Origin of the sequence: Desulfobacter postgatei 2ac9 (genome assembly GCF_000233695.2) — a bacterium.
In the GTDB taxonomy this organism is placed as follows: domain Bacteria; phylum Desulfobacterota; class Desulfobacteria; order Desulfobacterales; family Desulfobacteraceae; genus Desulfobacter; species Desulfobacter postgatei.
In genome coordinates this window covers 1121445-1138059 of sequence record NZ_CM001488.1, presented here as the reverse complement: position 1 = coordinate 1138059, position 16615 = coordinate 1121445, and the positions used below count along the sequence as shown (strand labels likewise).

Here is a 16615-nt window from a genome sequence, read left to right as displayed (position 1 = left end):
GACTTCATTCCGGTCTCAACCATGCCTCCAAGCGTTTTAAACCCTCCCGGGTGGAAATCTTTGGCACATAATCCAGGTCATTTTTTGCCCGGCTGATATCGAACCAGTGGGAGGTAGCAAGCTCCTTGGCAGCAAACCGGGTCATGGGCGGGTCCCTTTTAATACCAAGGGTTCGGTAAATCAACTCAAAGAGCCACCCGACCGCATAAGCCGTACTCCCGGACACATGCCCTTTAATGGGCGGCAAACCTGCGGCGGCCAGAAAAGCATTGGCAAGGGTCCATTTGGATATGGGCGCATCCTGGCTGATAAAATATATGTTTCCTGACAGATCAGGGTTTTGGGACAACTTTTCAGCGGCCAGGATGTGAGCATCGGCCGCATTATCCACATAAATGGTGTCCACAAGATCATTATCCGGACCAATAATCTTCAGCCGTGATGCCCGGCTGATAATACCCGGCAGCAGGTGATTATCTTCCGGCCCCCAAATCAAATGGGGCCGAAGAATGATTACAGAAAGCCCCTTCCCCGCTGCCTTAATCACCTCTTTTTCCGCCAGCGCCTTGGTTTCAGGATAGGGTGCCAGATATTTGTCCGGATAGGGGACAAACTCATTGGCCCCGTGCATATCTTTGTCATCAAATACCACCGAAGGCGAACTGGTGTGAATCAGCTGCCCAACCTTATTTTTCATGCAGGCGTCAATGACATGCACGGTTCCGGTTACATTAATACGAAAATACTCATCATAATCACCCCAGATGCCGGGTTTTGCCGCAGTATGAAACACCGTATCCATGCCTTTTAAGGCATTGGCCACAGCACCGGCATCTGTCAGATCCCCCTGAATCTGGGAAACGCCCAGTTTATCGAGCTCCGAATACCGGGACCGGGAAAACGAAAAAACAGTCTCTCCTTTATCCACTAATTTTCTGACCAATGCTTTACCCAGAAAACCGCCGCCACCAGTGACCAGTGTATTTCCCAAAGTCATTTGACCGTCTCCATCTGTATATCCGAATTTTATGAATAGTTGCTAAATATTTGCTTGACAAGGCGCATATTTTTTTATAAAAGTAGTTCGCCTTTCAACTGTAAGCGGGAATAACTCAGTGGTAGAGTGCGACCTTGCCAAGGTCGAAGTCGCGGGTTCAAATCCCGTTTCCCGCTCCACCCTTAAAAAAATCAAACTTTACGCACGCCTAAATCATTTTTCAGGACAAATTTACAGACTGCGGGTGTCGCTGTCAGGTCAAACAGGACTATACCCACGAGCTTGGCAATATCTTTTTTAGAAATATAGCTCATTATATTCTCCTCAATCGCCCATTAAATACAAATTTCACTTACCACACACATAAAAAAAAGGCCATGGGATCCACTGAAGGTATGCCTTAGAAAACATTTATGCTACAACCGGTCCATTATTAATACAGACTTGGAAAAGAATGATGAACAAAAACAAAGAACAGGTTTTATGCATTGACCGTAAAACACTTCCTGCATCCTGGGTAACCCAAAGGACCGTCCTTCCAATGGATTTTGCCACATTTGCCGACACATGCACCAAAGCTAAATTTTCCTTTGTCCGCCGAGGCATTGCCGAGGAGGACAAGCTAAAAAAACAGATCATCCCGTATATTCTTTTGCAGACAGCCGATGGCGGCATGACCGCGGCTTACAGCAGACAGGGCAGTGAAAAACGGCTCCATGACCTTTGGTCCATCGGGATCGGCGGCCATATCAATCCGGAAGACACCGCCATGGGGGCAGACGGTTTTGAAAGCATTTTAAAAAACGGTATGCAAAGGGAACTGGATGAGGAACTGACCCGGCGGGTTTCCGGCGATTCCATTGAATTCATAGGTATTATCAGTGAAGATATCACACCGGTAGGCAGCGTTCACATGGGGGCGGTATTCCTGATCAGAACACAAAACCCAGAAGGCTATCTGCCTGGAGATGAATTACACAGCTTTACCTGGCATACAACACAAAAGCTTTCCCAACTGAACCTGGAGCTGTGGTCCGAGCTGGCGCTGGAGCTTGTCAATTCATTGAATCCAGCACTTTAAGTGCAACAGAACCATTTTTTTTCAGCACCTTTGATCCCCTTGTTATTTTACACAGGCTGATGCCGTATTTTTCAGCAATTTTCCGCTGGGTCATACCCGCATGCAGATCTTTCAATAGCTTCCAGCGCAAAGAAAGGTCCGAAAGCTCGGCCTGTGTAAAAAGTTCTTCAAAAAAAGAGTCCAATTCATCCTTGTTTTTGATGGATAAAATGACTTCCAGTAATTCCTGATCTATACGCATAAATTTTTTTTTGAACCCTGTGTGGCATCATTTTTTTTCACAAAACAAATGAACCCTGTAAGTATGGACGGTCAGGCTGCCTTTGGTCCATTCATCGGCATCAAGCCCGGCTTTGGTGCATAGCTGGGATAAAAAGGAAGCCGTGTCAGGCAATTGTTCCCAGACCTGGGGAAGAAAAGTCGCCTGGCTGCTTCCTTTTTTAATAATAACGCCATCCTTGAACGGCACAAGTCTTTGGATTAACTCTTTTGCCTTACTGTATTCAAATTTTTCAGGCGGAGACAAAAGACTGATCTCCAGATCCACCTGATCAAACTCATCTCTGGCAAGAGGTGCAAAACGCGAATCTTTGAAAGCAGCCAGCCTTGCGGTTTCCGCAACCCCTGTTTTCAGGGGCTCAACCGCTTCTATTACACCAATACATCCTCTTAAAGCTCCGTTTTTATGCAGGGTCACAAACAGACCCTGTTTTATCTCCAGAAAGGATTGATTTAAATCAATTTGACTTTTATCCACAGAAAGGCCAAGTTTTTCGGCAATGCTGATGCGTGCCATCTTCAGCAGCATCTGCCCTTGTTGTTCACTTATCATTTTTTGATTTGTCTTTGAAATACAGATCCACCAGGGATTCGGCCAGTCCCAGGTATGTCTGGGGAGAAAGCGCCCTCATGCGTTCTTTAACTTCGGGCGGCACCTTTTCAAGTCCATCCACAAACCGGACCAAATCCGCTTTCTGAATTTTCCTGCCCCGGGTCAACTCTTTGAGCCGTTCATATGGATTATCCTCGCCATATACCCGCATAACGGTTTGAAATGGTTCAGCCAGAAGTTCCGGGTTGTCATTAAGATCCTTGTCAAGCACCTCCTGATTTAAATCCACTTTTGACAGGCCCTTTATGGCATTTTTTATCCCAATGGTAAAATACCCGAACACTGTGCCAAGGCTGCGTAGCACGGTGCTGTCGCTCAAATCCCTTTGGAACCTGGATTTCTGTAGTTTAACCGCCAGATGCTCCATCATGGAAATCGCAAGACCCATATTGCCCTCACTGTTCTCAAAATCAATGGGATTGACTTTATGAGGCATTGTGGATGATCCGGTTTCCCCCTCATTCACCCGCTGTTTGAAATATCCGAAACTGATATACCCCCACATGTCACGGTCAAAATCAATCATCACCGCCGCAATCCGGACCATGGCATGAAGCACCCTGGACAGGGCCGTATTTGGATTTATCTGGGTCGTGAATAAAATGGGCTCAAGAGCTAAATAATCCCGAATAAACCGTTCAGACGCGGCCATCCAGTCAATTTCGGGAAACGCAAACAGATGGGCGTTATAATTGCCCGTAGCTCCGTTTATTTTTGCCTGGATTACAGTGCTTTCCAGCACCTCTATTTCCTGGTTCAAGCGCCAGGCAAAATTGATAAACTCTTTTCCCGGGGTGGTGGGGGTAGCAGGTTGCCCGTGGGTGCGGGACATCATTGGAATGCTTTTATAAACCAGGGCTTTTTTCTCAATCTCTGCCACCAAGGTTTTAAGCAGGTCCACCACCATGTCCTTGCCTTTTTTAAGCATCAATCCGTATGCCGTATTATTGATATCTTCGGAAGTGCATGCAAAATGTACCCATTCCCGTATTGGGGAGAGCCCTGCCGCATCCAGTTTTTCCTTAATAAAATATTCCACGGCCTTAACATCGTGGTTGGTCCAGGACTCGATCTCCTTGACCCTGAGCGCATAATCCTCATTAAAATCATTTATCAAAACATCCAGCCCTGATAAATCCAAGGATTTGTCACCGTGTACAACCTCGTGGACCTTTAAATCCGTTATCAAAAATTTCAGCCATTTAAGTTCAACGTGAATCCTATGATGAATCAGCCCGGATTCACTGAAAATATTTGAAAGAACACCGGTAAGACGGGCATAACGTCCGTCTATGGGCGTGATGGATAAAACCTGTTTCATTTCCTCTCCATGATGAATAAATAATTATGTTGATTTTGCAATAAAATACAATAACAAATCATCCTTATCTTGACAATCCTGAAGAATTTAAAGTATTTTACCAACCTGTTTTTATTAATCTTTCAAGAAGCAACCTTTATGTGGAGCAGGAGTAAATAGTTATTATGGCACTGACCAAAACTATTATTGCAGAAAAGATACAAAACGAACTGAACCTGTCAAGAACCGTTGCCTATGATATCATGGAAGAATTTCTTGAAATCATAAAAGAGACCATTTCAGGTGGTGAGGATATTATGATTTCAGGTTTCGGCAAATTCTGTGTAAATGAAAAAAAAGCAAGAAAGGGGCGCAACCCTGCAACGGATGAGGAGATGACCCTTCCGGCCAGACGGGTTGTCACATTTAAATGTTCCGGAAAACTTCGGGATTTGATTAATTCAGACGCCCAATAGAACGATGTTTTTATCTGACCAGACGATCACCAACATTATTCTTGTTACACTCATTGTTGATTTCACAATGAATTTTGTGGCTGATCGTCTGAATATCGGCAGACTTACAACGCATCTGCCTGAAAAATTTTCAGATGTTTATGACCCCAAACGGTATGAACGGTCCCAGCAGTACCTTAGGGCCACTACCCGATTGGGTACGATCACGTCGACCGTTGATCTTGGTATTCTTTTAGCCTTCTGGTTTATAGGCGGATTCGGCGTCCTGGACAATTTTGTCCGGGAAACCGGATGGTCTTCCATTGGCTGCGGACTTTTATTCATCGGTATTCTTGCAGGATGCAAATTCATTATATCCCTGCCCTTCTCCATCTATTCCACATTTGTCATTGAAGAAAATTTCGGTTTTAATAAAACCACACCAAAGCTTTTTGTTCTGGATCTGATAAAATCCATGATCTTATCTATGGTCCTGGGCATCCCTTTGCTGTCGGCCATATTCTGGTTTTTCGAAAGCTCGGGTCCATGGGCCTGGATAATCTGCTGGGGTGTGACCACAACTTTTATCCTGGCGGTTCAATACATTGTTCCCACATGGATCATGCCCTTGTTCAATAAATTTACCCCCCTTGAAGACGGTGAATTAAAGAACAAACTTTTTGCCTATGCCAAAAGCATTGATTTTCCATTGACCCAGATCTTTGTCATGGACGGTTCCAAACGCAGCACCAAGTCCAATGCATTTTTTACAGGCTTTGGAAAAAACAAACGCATTGTGCTGTTTGACACCCTGATCAACGCCCACACCCCGGATGAACTTCTAACCGTACTTGCCCATGAAATGGGACATTTTAAAAAAAAACACATCCAGCGTCGCCTGATTTTCGGCATCCTTCAGATGGGGGTTATTTTTTACCTTCTGTCTTTATTCATCACCCAGAAAAGCCTTTTCACGGCATTTTATGTGGATACGCCGTCCATATATACGGGTCTTGTTTTTTTCAGTATTCTTTTTTCCCCGGTTGACCTGGTCATCTCCATTATCATGCAGTTCTTCTCAAGAAAGGATGAGTACGCAGCAGACCGCTTTGCCGCCTTGACAACAAAAAAAGCCGGGGACTTGATAACGGCTTTAAAAAAACTCAGCGCCGATAATCTTGCCAACCTTACCCCGCACCCCTTTTATGTATTTTTAAATTATTCACATCCGCCACTGGCGCAGCGCATTGCAGCCATGGAAAAGATTGAAGGCGCGGCATGATACCATGGAACGACTTTTAGTATTTTCGGATCTTCACGGCTATTTATCTGCCTGGCTGACGATCAAAGCCTTAGCCGGCCGTGGTGATGCCGTTGCCATTGCAGGGGACTTGTTTGATACAAGGTATGGCAACTATAATGACCCTGATTTTGCCCCGGATCAGATCCGGTCAACGATTGCCGATCTGGATTTTAAACTTTTTTGTATTTACGGCAATTGTGACGTGGAAGGATTCTTCAAAGGATTTTCCCATGAACTGAGCTTTAAGGCCTTTGATAAAACCATTTTCATGCATCACGGACATAAGGATACCCTGATGATTCCCCAAGGCACGGATATCATTATTCAGGGACACACCCACCTGCCCCAGCTTGAAAAAACTCAAAATTACATCCATCTGAATCCAGGCTCCATTGCCGTTCCCAGAAACGGTATGCCCACCTTCGCCGTCATTGACAGCAACAGTGTAAGCCTGATGACGCTATCCGGCGAAAAGCTGGCATCACTCAATTTTTAGCTTTTTTCTCTATCCGCCCCATACCAGGAACAGGTTTGGAGGCGGTTTATCAAGAATGCCTTTTTACCGATGAAATCTAACTAATTTTTCCCACAAAGTCGGCCTCTCTATTTTTCAAGCACTTTCGGCTCCGGTATTACCTATTTGTATCATGTCATCCAAAGTTCTGATTACCTACCTGTCCGGGCAATCAGGCAATCCAGCGCCGCCTGATATTGTGCAGGCTCACCATGAACAAAACAACGCAAAACGCAGTAAGGATGGCCAGATCAATGGGAAAGGACATAATATTCCCTTTGTGGATGGCCCCATGAAGCATGTCCGCGCCATAGGTCAGGGGGAGTATGTAGGCAAATGGTTTTAAAAAAACCGGCAGCGCACTGATCGGAAAAAACAACCCGCATAAAAAAATCATGGGAAAGCGAAAAAAGTTAGAAAAGGTCTGCGCCTCGAACACCTCACTGACCGCCACTGCTATGAACAGCCCTAAAAAGGTCGAAACCATTGAAATCAGCACAACCGCGGGGACAAACACTAACCAGTTTATATGGTCCAGGTTGACTATGAATGTCGCCATGAGTACAGGGACAAAAGCGTTGCCCACCCCAAACACAATTGCACCGCTGGTCTTGGCCAGCATCAATAATTCAAGAGGGATGGGGGCCAGCAGCAGCCGTTCAAAGGAGCGGTTTTTCTTCTCAAATGTCACTGTCACCGAGAGCAGAGATGTCGTGCCAAACAGAATGGACAAGGCGATTACACCCGGCAGTATCGACGAAACACTCTCCAACCCCTTACCGGATTTGATGAAAAACATGCCGGTCCAGGCCAGGGGAAACATAAGCCCCCAGCTGATATTGGGCGGTTTCAGATAGTAGGTGCGGAAATCCTTGATCAATATGTTCCAAAAAGCGATCCAGCGTTTCATTGTTTTCCTCCAAATTTTTCTTTCTCTTTGCGCATGACATCCGTATCGATTCCAGTGATCCTGATAAATATGTCCTCAAGGCTTGGCCTGATTCTCTTCGCTTCCATCACCTCGGCCCCGTGATCTTCAAGAAAGCGAATCAGCGGTCCGACGCTGACGGATAGATCGGATTCCACCTGGATTACCCCCGGTTGCCGGCTGCTGAAACTCATCTTGGGGAATTCTGCCGCCAGTTGATCCTGCAAATCGTTGGAAGCGTTTACGCAGGTGATTTGCACCACATGTTTTTCCAGGACAGGCTGAATGAGATTGGAAACCGTGTCAACCCGAACAACCCGGCCCGACATAATGAAAGCAATTCGGTCACATAACCGCTCTGCCTCCTCGATATAATGGGTGGTCAGAAAGATGGTCGTCCCGTTCCGGTGTAAATCGAAGATGAGTCGACGCAACTGCCTGGCACTGTTCACATCAATACCAGTGGTGGGTTCGTCCAGAAATAGAATTTTCGGCCTATGAATAATGCCGGCAGCAATGGTCAGCCGTCTTTTCATCCCTCTGGAATAGCCGCCAAACTTGCGTCCAGCAGCCATGGCAAGGCCAAAATCCTCCAGCAGTTCTTTTGCCCTTGCTTGGCGTTCGGTTTTGCCCATGCCATATAAGGCCGCACAAAAATTAAGATTGTCAAAACCAGATAACTCCGGATACAGATTGCTTTCATCGGGAACCACGCCAATTAAATGTTGAGCGCCTCGCGGCGTCTTGGTGCAGTCAATGCCGCCGATGTAAATGCTTCCGGTATCAGGGCGGGCCAGTCCTGTAAGCATGTTAATGGTCGTGGTCTTTCCCGCGCCGTTTGGCCCCAGAAATCCGAACAGCTCCCCGGAAGCCACCTCAAAATCGACCGCAGCCACAGCCTGAACGTCGCCAAAGCTTTTGGCAAGTCCCTGAACTTTGATGGCGATGTTTAAATCCAATCTCTTGCCCCCCCCCTTTGATATATGTAAGTTTCAATTTAATCCAAGCCGTTTTGTAAACAAGTGTCCCAAGCATCGCAATAAGTTTTTTAATTTTAAGTAGATTCAACCATACCCCGGTGCCCAATCCTGGTCAAGCCCTTCGGGAAAGCCTGCCGGGACATTCGTGTCTATTTGACAGCTGATACTTGGTTTGAAAAACCGAATCGGGCATGATAATATCCCTTTCGCTGACCCAAGGATCAAAGCGGCCAAGAAAGGCCTTGTGAGTGCTGGATTCTTTACCCCAACGGTGCAACGATGGAGTGTATTGTTCATTGATCTGTCTTTGTAAAAGCCAAGGAGAAAAAATGGCATCCTATGAAGCTGAACCTAACCCCGACAATACGGAGCCGGACCAAAAAGCATGGTTTACGGCGTTTTTTCTTGAAAATCATATTGATCCATTTGCCTATCCCACAACAGTCGGATCCCGGGAGCAGGTGGAATTCATGGTGTACCCGGAAAATAATGAACGGTTCTATCCCTGTTCCGATGCCATGTTTACTGCAATTATGTCCCGGAAAAGGCCAAGGTTTCTGTCCAACCGCTACCGCGAGGTGCTTGACAAAATTTTTGCCATTATCAAAGAGTTCATTGATTCAGAATATGACCGTGCATTCTTATCCAGCCTGATACAAATAAAATATGATAACGAAATTCAAAGCCGCTTGCTCATACCCTCCCGGCTTGAAAAACGCCTGTATAAAATTTTCTTAAACCGTACCCATATCGAAGACCCCTATGCAAGCCAAAAAAAAAGGGAAAACGCCAGGGCACAAAAATTCATGGCCTCGGAGTCCTTCAAAAAAGCCTTAAACGAAGTTGACGGTGCCATTGATACCATGAAGGGGTTGACCCTTGAACAGATTAAGGTAAAAATTATTGAGATAGAGTTCACACGGCGGCTCTCCCTTTTGACGGCCTCGGCCCTATGGAAGGATGACAATTTCTGGATACCCTCGACTTCGGCCATAAAAATGCTGTTGAATGCCAAAATTACCGGCAACGGCATGAAACATCTTCTTGAACTGATAAATAGGCCAAAATCAAAATTTCTGTGGTTGACCGACGAATCCGGGGATGTGGTGGCCGACATTGCCATTGCCCAATTCCTTGCAAACATTGGCCATGTGGTGATCCTTGTGGTCAAGGAAGAACCGTTTTTTAAAAAGGTCTGCCTGCACGATACCCGCACAGACCCGGTCCTTGCCAGGGCTCTGGAGCGGGCCCATTTCATCCACGACAAAACCATCAGCAAAAACAAACTGGTCCAGCGTCTGAAACAGGATGAACATCTGTATGTCATATCCGACGGTACCCAGGAAGCACTGAATCTTCTGTTGGTCTCTACGACCTTTTCACGGGTTTTCAAGGAGGTGGACTGCGTGGTAACAAGAGGGCCGAAACAAAAAAATCGAATGATCAAAACCCATTTCAGGTTTACCAGGGATGTAATCAATATATGCGCAGCAGACAACAGACTGGACATTGTCTTTAAACCCAGACATCCGGATTGTATCAATTTCAGCCACACGGATCTTGAAGAAAAAGCCGATAAAATTATTTCTAAAATGAAGCAGGCCAAAAATAAAAACATGACCGTCATGTTCTACTCGGGCATCATCGGTTCCATCCCCGGCAAAATTGATGTGGCAATAAAGATAATGAGCCGTTTTATTGAACATTTACAAAATCAGTCCGCCAACCTGTTTATTATTAACCCCTCATTATATTATGAACCGGGAATGGATGCCGATGATCTGATGTATATGTGGGAAATTGTTCAACGAAGCGGATACATTGATATCTGGCGTTTCCAGACCTCCGAGGACATTGCCCAAAGTTTTGAACTCATGGAACAGAAGGTACCGCCCGAATGGATCGGAAAGGATGCCACCTACTCCACCGGCTGCACCAAGGAAATGCACATTGCCCAGGAGGTCCAAAGAGAAAACCCGGAAATGCAGCTGATAGGCCCTGCTGTGGAAAAATTCATGCGCAGGGATGAATATGGCGTGGGCTCCATGTATGATCAACGACTGGCGGCAATACCGGAGAGACGGATGTCGGATCGACGGCAGGGCGGGCACCATGTATGATCAACGCCTGGCCGGGATATAAAGGATAGTATTTTATATGGCTGTTTTCGAATATAACGGGCTGACTGCCTCCGGCAGAAAAAAATCAGGCATTATAGATGCTGAAAATCCTGATACCGCCCAGGATGATTTGAAACAAAAAGGCATTTTCCCCATCTCAATTCAGCGGATTGAATCAGGCGCCGGCCGTATTAAAACGAAAAAAGAGGCATCCAGGGAAAAAAACGTTATCCTGCCGTCCTTTTTCTCTTCTGTAAAATCTTCGGAAATCAGCATGATCACACGCCAGCTGGCCACGCTTCTTACAGCGGGATTTCCCTTGCTCAAAGCCGTTGCCACCCTGGTGCCCCAGGCCAGAACCAAGGCGTTTAAGCGCGTCCTGTCCAGGGTGAAGGACGCCATTGAAGAGGGCAACAGCTTTGCCGATGCGCTAGGCGCCCACCCCCAGGTCTTTTCTGCGGTATACATAAACATGGTCAAAGCAGGCGAAGCCTCCGGCACCTTAGAGGTTGTGCTGGAACGGCTGGCCGATTTCAGTGAGAAAAGAGAGGAGACAAAAAAGAAGATCCAAGCCTCTCTTGCCTATCCCGTATTCATGGCGGTCATTGGCTTTCTTGTACTTGTGTTTCTTTTGACCTTTATTGTCCCCAATATTACAAAAATCTTTACGGATATGAACCATGACCTGCCCATGCCCACCCAGATGCTTCTTGGTATCAGCGGCATGGTAAAAGCGTGGTGGTGGCTGATCATTCCTGCACCGTTTTTCGCCCTATTATGCTTGTATGGCATCCGAAAAACCGAGAAGGGAGGGCGCATCCTGGACCGGATCATTTTATCCCTGCCGGTTTCCGGCAACCTGACCAGACAGCTTATTGCATCCCGGTTTTCCAGGACATTAGGGTCTTTGCTTGACAACGGGGTCCCGCTTTTAACAGCCCTGGGCATTACCAGAACCATTTCCGGCAACCGGGTGATTGCCGAGCTGATCGAAAAATGTGCCCAGACAGTGGAACAAGGCGGCAGTCTTGGTTCTGTTCTGGAAAAAAATTCAGCCTTTCCCGATCTTGCGGCCCAGATGATCAAGGTGGGAGAAAAAAGCGGTGAAATGGAAAAAATGCTGGAAAAATCAGCAGAACTGTTTGAAAGAAATGTTCAGACCGCGATAACAGCAGCCACCTCAATCATCGAGCCGTTGATCATTCTTATCATGGGCGTGGTGATCGGATTTATCATCCTTGCGGTTTGTCTGCCAATATTTGAAATCAACCAGTTAATAGGATGAGGTGGCCGATAAATTATAGTTTGGCATTTAGGCGGTAAAACCCAATCCTTCAGGTTTGGGATATAAGATTGCTTTAGCAGGTTCATTTTGCTAAATCCTGTATAGTTCTTTGAAAAGGTATCCGGGTTGCATCCAAAAACCCGGATGCGTAAAACCTTAAGCAAAATTTAATAATGTCGACATAACAGGAGGATTATGGAACAGATTGAAAGCACGGGAATGACCCGACGCGACTTTTTGCACAGCTGCACAGCAGCGGCCGTAACCCTTGCAGGAGCCGGACTTTTCCAGGGGTGTACCACTGATCCGGTCACAGGACAAAAACAGTTGATGCTCATGAGCCGGGATCAGGAAATATCCCTGGATAAACAACATTCGCCCTTTCAATTTTCTTCGGACTACGGTGTAACCCAGGATAAAGAACTGAACCAGTATATTTCGGGCGTGGGCAAATCCATGCTCCCCCAGGTACACCGGCCCGACATGCCCTATAATTTTCAGGTGGTCAATGCCACCTATATAAATGCCTATGCCTTCCCCGGCGGATCCATCGCCGTGACCCGGGGGATTTTACTGGAGCTTGATAATGAGGCGGAGCTGGCCTCACTTCTGGGGCACGAACTGGGGCATATCAATGCACGGCATACAGCCGAACAGCAATCCAAAGGACAGATTTCGTCCATTCTTCTGGCAGGTCTTTCAGTGGCAGCAGAGACCCAGGGTGCGGGACTGGGTGATTGGACCCAGAAGCTTGGGGGCCTGGGACAGGGGCTGTTCCTTTCCAAATACTCACGGGATAACGAACGTGAGGCTGATGCCTTAGGGCACCAGTACATGACCCAATCCGGACACAACTCCAAAGGGTTTACCGGCCTTATGGAAATGCTCAACGAAATGAATACCACAAAAACCAGTTCAACGCAGATGCTGTTTGCCACCCATCCCATGAGCCGGGAGCGACTGGACTCTGCCAGGGAGAGGGACAGCGGAATATACCGGGGCACCCACTCGCTGAGCCTGTACCGCGAGCGGTATATGGATCACACAGCGAATTTAAGGTCGTTGAAAAAGATGATTTCCAAACTCCAGGAAGCAGATAAGTTCATGGCCAAGGAACAGTATGACCAGGCCGAGAATGCGCTGATGTCTGCACTCAGATTAAAAGACAATGATTATACGGCCCAGGTGATGACAGCCAAGTGCCTGCTGATCCAAAAAAAGAATCAGGACGCCGCATACCATGCCGGGCTTGCCAAGCAGCTGTTTCCCTTGGAAAACCAGGGACATTATATTTCAGGGCTTTCCAATCTGGCTTTAAAGAAACCCATGCAGGCCTATAATGATTTTTCTGCATCCAGCAGACTGCTGCCGGGAAATCCCCAAACGACATTTTACCAGGGCTACGCCCTTGACATGGCAGGCAGAAAAGAGGCGGCAGCCCGGGAATATGCGGCCTACATCAAAGCGATTAATTATGGGTCAAATAAGTACAGCCAGCATGCGTATAAGCGGCTTAAAGAATGGAATTATATTGAATAGAGAACAAACGACACGGGAACCGTTCTGCCGGGAAAAAACCAGTTTAAAAAATCATCCTGCCGGAGCCAACGCCTGCCCTATCAATCCGGACAAGCCGTTCCCGGGACGGCCGTTTTGCCCCTGAAAAGCAGGCCGGACACCAGAACCGTAAAAGGCGCCACAGTGACGAGCCCAAAACTGCCCACCAGAATATTTAAAATTTCCGCTGCCACAAAAGGCGCGTTTAAAAGGTTGGCCGCAGGCAGTCCCTTGTCGATGAACAGCAGAAACATGGCAATGTGACTGCTTGTATAGGCCAGAAGCAGGGTGGTGGTCATGGTGCCGATGACGGCCCTTCCCACCCGCAGACCTGAGCGCACATGCTCCAGAAAACCGATATCGGGATGTTTGTGTTTCAGTTCCCCCATACTGGCCGCAATATCCATGGCCAGATCCATGACCGCTCCGGAGGAGGCGATGAACACACTGGCAATAAAAATATGGGTCAGGTTCAAATTATAGTGCCCCGAATAGAGAAGGGTCTCGGCAAAAGGCCTTACTGCGCCATGAAGATGAAAGGCCCAAGTAAACCAGATCGCCAGGCCGCAGGTAAACAACACCCCCATCATGGAACCGGCAAAGGTAGCCACCCCCCGCCGGTTGAACCCGCCCACGCTCAGGGTGATCACCGCTGTGAGCAACGCCACGATCCCAACCCCGGTTGACAGGGGTGGATACCCTAAAAGCAACAAAGGAAAATAAAGTTTCCACAGCACCACGGCCACAAAAACAAATGAAAGCATGGCTTTGAGACCGGTCTTGCCCGCCACCAGCAAAAGCAAACAACCAAACAATGTGATCAGGGCAATCTCAAGGCGCAGCCGGTAATGCCCTCGTGTTAGCCCATTGCGGGGCCTGCCGTCTTTACCGTAGCTGTACTCCACTAAAATGACATCACCGGTCTGGTAGATCTCATCAAACTCCATCTTGCCGCTAAGCAGGTTGGCGATCTCCAATTTCCGGCCGCGGTCCGGACCACCCAAAAATTTTACGGTCACAAGCTGCTCTTCGGTTTTAACGATCAGGTTGGTCTTTACCAGGCTGTTGTCCACGGACAAAACCTTTGCCCTGCAGTGCCGGGATTCACACGGAGCCGGCCTTTTGACCAGATTCGTAAACATCAGTCCAATGGTAATGGCTGCTATGATCAGCAAAAACAGCCATTCATGTTTTTCGTTTGAACGCATAACCCTTCCCCCAAAAGTGAAAGCGGCGTCCACTTGGGGCGCCGCTCTATTTTCATTTATCTGTACAAATGATTACTTGAGAACAGGCAGGCTTTCATGAATATTTAAAGCCTTGGCAATTTTTTTGGCAATATCGGTATTGTCATAGAAACCGTTGAAAAGTTCGGCATCCGCGCCGGTTGCAAAAACAGACACGGGTACACCGGTGTGGGAGTATGAGGTCCAGCCGATACTTGCGTTTTCATTGAGGATATGAGTTAAAGTTACGGTCAAAGCTTCATAACCACCATAAAGATAGGTGTTTTCTGCCTCGCTGTTGGTATTGCCTCCGCATACGGATTGCACATAGGCGTCATCCAGTTTTTCTTTTTGATAGTCGTTCAGCTCACTGTAAACAAGGCCGAACTTTTCATAAATTTTTTCCAGCATATCCGAATCGGCAGACAGGCTAGCCCGGCAGCCAAACTTAGGCAATACCTCCTGGTCAAAATAAACGAAGCTGTTGGTCTGGCCAAGAAGTTTTTCGTAGTGAGCGCCGTATTTGGTGGTCGCGTGACCAATGGTCATGCCGCCGGTTTCATGGTCTCCGGTAACAATGATAAGCGTATCGTTTGGATATTTTTTGTAAAACTCAAGGGCAACACCTACAGCATCGTCAAAGGCCAGGGTATCACCGATGGCGGCCATGGCATCATTAGCATGACATGCCCAGTCGATCTTGCCGCCTTCAACCATGAGGAAAAAACCGTTACGGCTATTTTGCCTGGATCTGTTTTTTTTCCAGGCTCTGTTCTTATTATTCTGCTCTTGATTGTCGCCATGAAGAACAGAGATGGCCACCTGGGTCATTTCCGCAAGAGAAACATTAGTCTCGGGACGATCAATGGCATAAGGCATGGCTGATGAATCCTGAAGCCAGGGGTTGATGCAGATCACCTTGTCCATGGGTTCGTTATTGAGCGCCATGATGGATTCACGATCATTAAGGATGGTATAACCGTTTTCTTCAATAGCCGTTTGAACAGCTTCATCGGTATCGTACTTTTTCATGCCGCCACCGCCGAAGAACTCATAACCACTTTCAGCCAGCTGAATTTCAATATCAGCGTAGTTGTTGCGGCTTGCAACACTGGCATAGTAGGCTGCAGGGGTGGCATGGTCAAGGGATACGCTGCTGATCACCCCCACTTTCATGCCTTTTTCATGGGCAAGCTGGGCAACACTTTTGTAAGAGACGGTGCCCTCCGGGTTCATATTGATAACACCGCTCTTGGTTTTTATACCGCAGGAAAACGCGGTTGCCGAAGAAGCAGAGTCGGTCATTAACGCATAGGCATCATAGGTCATCTGCATGCCGTGAACAGGCATCTGGGTCATGTTCAGACGGTTTTCAGATTTCTGCAGGTCTGTGGCCAGGGTGGCGGAATCACCGTTGGCGGTGGTAAGGTAGGCTTCAGTAGTCTGAATCTGGGCGTTGGCCATGCCGTCGCCAAGGAAAAAAAAGACATACTTGGGGTTGGACGCGAACGCCGCAGTCGCAGCCAGTGTAAACATTGTGGTGACGAACACCACGACTAAACCGATCTTTTTCATTGTTTCCTCCATAATCTACATCATGCATTGATAAAACTTAAATTGGGTATACACAGGAATCATACCTGCATCAGTCGCCCGGCAATACTTAGCGACAAAGCATATTAAGCAGACTTTTATATCTTCATTTATAGAGGAGGATTAGAATAAGATTAGAATAAAGTTAATCTTGAAGGCCACCTCCGTATATAGGCAAATTTATAATGAATTTAGCACCTGCTCCCGGACTGGATTCGACTGTCATTTCTCCGTTATGATTTTCGGTGATGATGAAATATGAAACACCGAACCCAAACCCTGTTCCCATCCTTACCGGTTTGGTGGTAAAAAACAGCAAAAAAGATGGGTACTGTGTTTTCTGTAAAAGCGCGGTCTGATTATTTTATGGCAGATTTTATAAAA

At 47.0% G+C, this 16615-nt stretch carries 17 protein-coding genes and 1 tRNA gene; 8 read left to right on the top strand and 10 right to left on the bottom strand.

Going from position 1 to position 16615, the window contains the following annotated elements; genetic code table 11:
* Window positions 1–4 precede the first annotated feature (4 nt).
* Window positions 5–997: an NAD-dependent epimerase/dehydratase family protein gene (locus tag DESPODRAFT_RS05195; protein WP_004071877.1), complete on the bottom strand. Its 993-nt coding sequence runs from the start codon at window positions 995–997 to the stop codon at window positions 5–7.
* 104 nt (window positions 998–1101) lie between these two features.
* Here DESPODRAFT_RS05195 and DESPODRAFT_RS05190 point away from each other — a divergent pair.
* A tRNA-Gly gene (locus tag DESPODRAFT_RS05190) sits at window positions 1102–1176 on the top strand.
* A 12-nt stretch (window positions 1177–1188) separates the two neighbouring features.
* Here DESPODRAFT_RS05190 and DESPODRAFT_RS21425 read toward each other — a convergent pair.
* The gene (locus DESPODRAFT_RS21425; protein ID WP_004071875.1) at window positions 1189–1311 is read right to left on the bottom strand and encodes a hypothetical protein; all 123 of its coding nucleotides are present in this window, start codon (window positions 1309–1311) and stop codon (window positions 1189–1191) included.
* Window positions 1312–1451: 140 nt separating this feature from the next.
* On the opposite strand from DESPODRAFT_RS21425, the gene DESPODRAFT_RS05185 reads away from it, so the two are divergent.
* Window positions 1452–2078: an NUDIX domain-containing protein gene (locus DESPODRAFT_RS05185; protein WP_004071874.1), complete on the top strand. Its 627-nt coding sequence runs from the start codon at window positions 1452–1454 to the stop codon at window positions 2076–2078.
* On the opposite strand, the gene DESPODRAFT_RS05180 is transcribed toward DESPODRAFT_RS05185, so the two are convergent.
* Genes DESPODRAFT_RS05180 through purB form a run of 3 tightly spaced genes read right to left on the bottom strand, consistent with a single transcriptional unit; the run spans window position 2053 to window position 4291 of the window.
* Window positions 2053–2319, bottom strand: a complete 267-nt coding sequence (locus DESPODRAFT_RS05180; protein WP_004071873.1) for a YerC/YecD family TrpR-related protein — start codon at window positions 2317–2319, stop codon at window positions 2053–2055. The two genes, DESPODRAFT_RS05185 and DESPODRAFT_RS05180, sit on opposite strands and share 26 nt — an antisense overlap.
* A gap of 27 nt (window positions 2320–2346) precedes the next feature.
* A complete protein-coding gene (amrA, locus tag DESPODRAFT_RS05175) occupies window positions 2347–2910 on the bottom strand; it encodes an AmmeMemoRadiSam system protein A (RefSeq protein WP_004071872.1) in 564 nt (187 codons plus the stop codon).
* Complete coding sequence (purB, locus tag DESPODRAFT_RS05170) at window positions 2900–4291, bottom strand: adenylosuccinate lyase (RefSeq protein ID WP_004071871.1); 1392 nt, start codon at window positions 4289–4291, stop codon at window positions 2900–2902. Before purB ends, amrA begins: the two co-directional genes overlap by 11 nt.
* 164 nt (window positions 4292–4455) lie before the next feature.
* On the opposite strand from purB, the gene DESPODRAFT_RS05165 reads away from it, so the two are divergent.
* From DESPODRAFT_RS05165 to DESPODRAFT_RS05155, 3 genes are read left to right on the top strand one after another with little or no spacing between them, the layout of a single operon-like run.
* Window positions 4456–4746 (top strand): integration host factor subunit alpha, encoded by a 291-nt coding sequence (locus tag DESPODRAFT_RS05165; protein WP_004071870.1) that lies wholly within the window; start codon window positions 4456–4458, stop codon window positions 4744–4746.
* 4 nt (window positions 4747–4750) lie between these two features.
* Entirely contained in the window at window positions 4751–6007 is a 1257-nt protein-coding gene (locus DESPODRAFT_RS05160) for a M48 family metallopeptidase (RefSeq protein WP_004071869.1), read from the top strand.
* Between the two features lie 4 nt (window positions 6008–6011).
* Window positions 6012–6524: a metallophosphoesterase family protein gene (locus DESPODRAFT_RS05155; protein WP_004071867.1), complete on the top strand. Its 513-nt coding sequence runs from the start codon at window positions 6012–6014 to the stop codon at window positions 6522–6524.
* A 190-nt stretch (window positions 6525–6714) separates the two neighbouring features.
* Here the strand turns inward: DESPODRAFT_RS05155 and DESPODRAFT_RS05150 are convergent, their stop codons facing one another.
* Together DESPODRAFT_RS05150 and DESPODRAFT_RS05145 are read right to left on the bottom strand one after the other, a co-directional pair.
* Window positions 6715–7452, bottom strand: a complete 738-nt coding sequence (locus DESPODRAFT_RS05150; protein WP_004071864.1) for an ABC transporter permease — start codon at window positions 7450–7452, stop codon at window positions 6715–6717.
* The gene (locus DESPODRAFT_RS05145) at window positions 7449–8429 is read right to left on the bottom strand and encodes an ABC transporter ATP-binding protein (RefSeq protein WP_004071862.1); all 981 of its coding nucleotides are present in this window, start codon (window positions 8427–8429) and stop codon (window positions 7449–7451) included. The genes DESPODRAFT_RS05150 and DESPODRAFT_RS05145 overlap by 4 nt, the downstream gene beginning before the upstream one ends.
* 350 nt (window positions 8430–8779) lie before the next feature.
* Here DESPODRAFT_RS05145 and DESPODRAFT_RS05140 point away from each other — a divergent pair, with 350 nt between their 5' ends.
* From DESPODRAFT_RS05140 to DESPODRAFT_RS05130, 3 genes are all read left to right on the top strand, one after another.
* On the top strand, window positions 8780–10570 hold the full coding sequence (locus tag DESPODRAFT_RS05140; RefSeq protein WP_004071860.1) for an ARMT1-like domain-containing protein: 1791 nt from the start codon (window positions 8780–8782) through the stop codon (window positions 10568–10570).
* A 37-nt stretch (window positions 10571–10607) separates the two neighbouring features.
* The gene (gene gspF, locus DESPODRAFT_RS05135; RefSeq protein WP_004071847.1) at window positions 10608–11855 is read left to right on the top strand and encodes a type II secretion system inner membrane protein GspF; all 1248 of its coding nucleotides are present in this window, start codon (window positions 10608–10610) and stop codon (window positions 11853–11855) included.
* Window positions 11856–12050: 195 nt separating this feature from the next.
* Complete coding sequence (locus DESPODRAFT_RS05130) at window positions 12051–13394, top strand: M48 family metalloprotease (protein ID WP_004071846.1); 1344 nt, start codon at window positions 12051–12053, stop codon at window positions 13392–13394.
* Window positions 13395–13474: 80 nt separating this feature from the next.
* Here DESPODRAFT_RS05130 and DESPODRAFT_RS05125 read toward each other — a convergent pair whose 3' ends face one another.
* From DESPODRAFT_RS05125 to DESPODRAFT_RS21575, 3 genes are all read right to left on the bottom strand, one after another.
* Window positions 13475–14620 carry a YibE/F family protein gene (locus tag DESPODRAFT_RS05125; RefSeq protein WP_040015853.1) on the bottom strand — a complete coding sequence of 382 codons (1146 nt, stop codon included), beginning with the start codon at window positions 14618–14620 and terminating at the stop codon, window positions 13475–13477.
* Window positions 14621–14692: 72 nt separating this feature from the next.
* Complete coding sequence (locus tag DESPODRAFT_RS05120; RefSeq protein WP_004071844.1) at window positions 14693–16213, bottom strand: alkaline phosphatase; 1521 nt, start codon at window positions 16211–16213, stop codon at window positions 14693–14695.
* A gap of 163 nt (window positions 16214–16376) precedes the next feature.
* Window positions 16377–16550 carry an ATP-binding protein gene (locus tag DESPODRAFT_RS21575; protein WP_371905007.1) on the bottom strand — a complete coding sequence of 58 codons (174 nt, stop codon included), beginning with the start codon at window positions 16548–16550 and terminating at the stop codon, window positions 16377–16379.
* Between the last annotated feature and the right edge of the window lie 65 nt (window positions 16551–16615).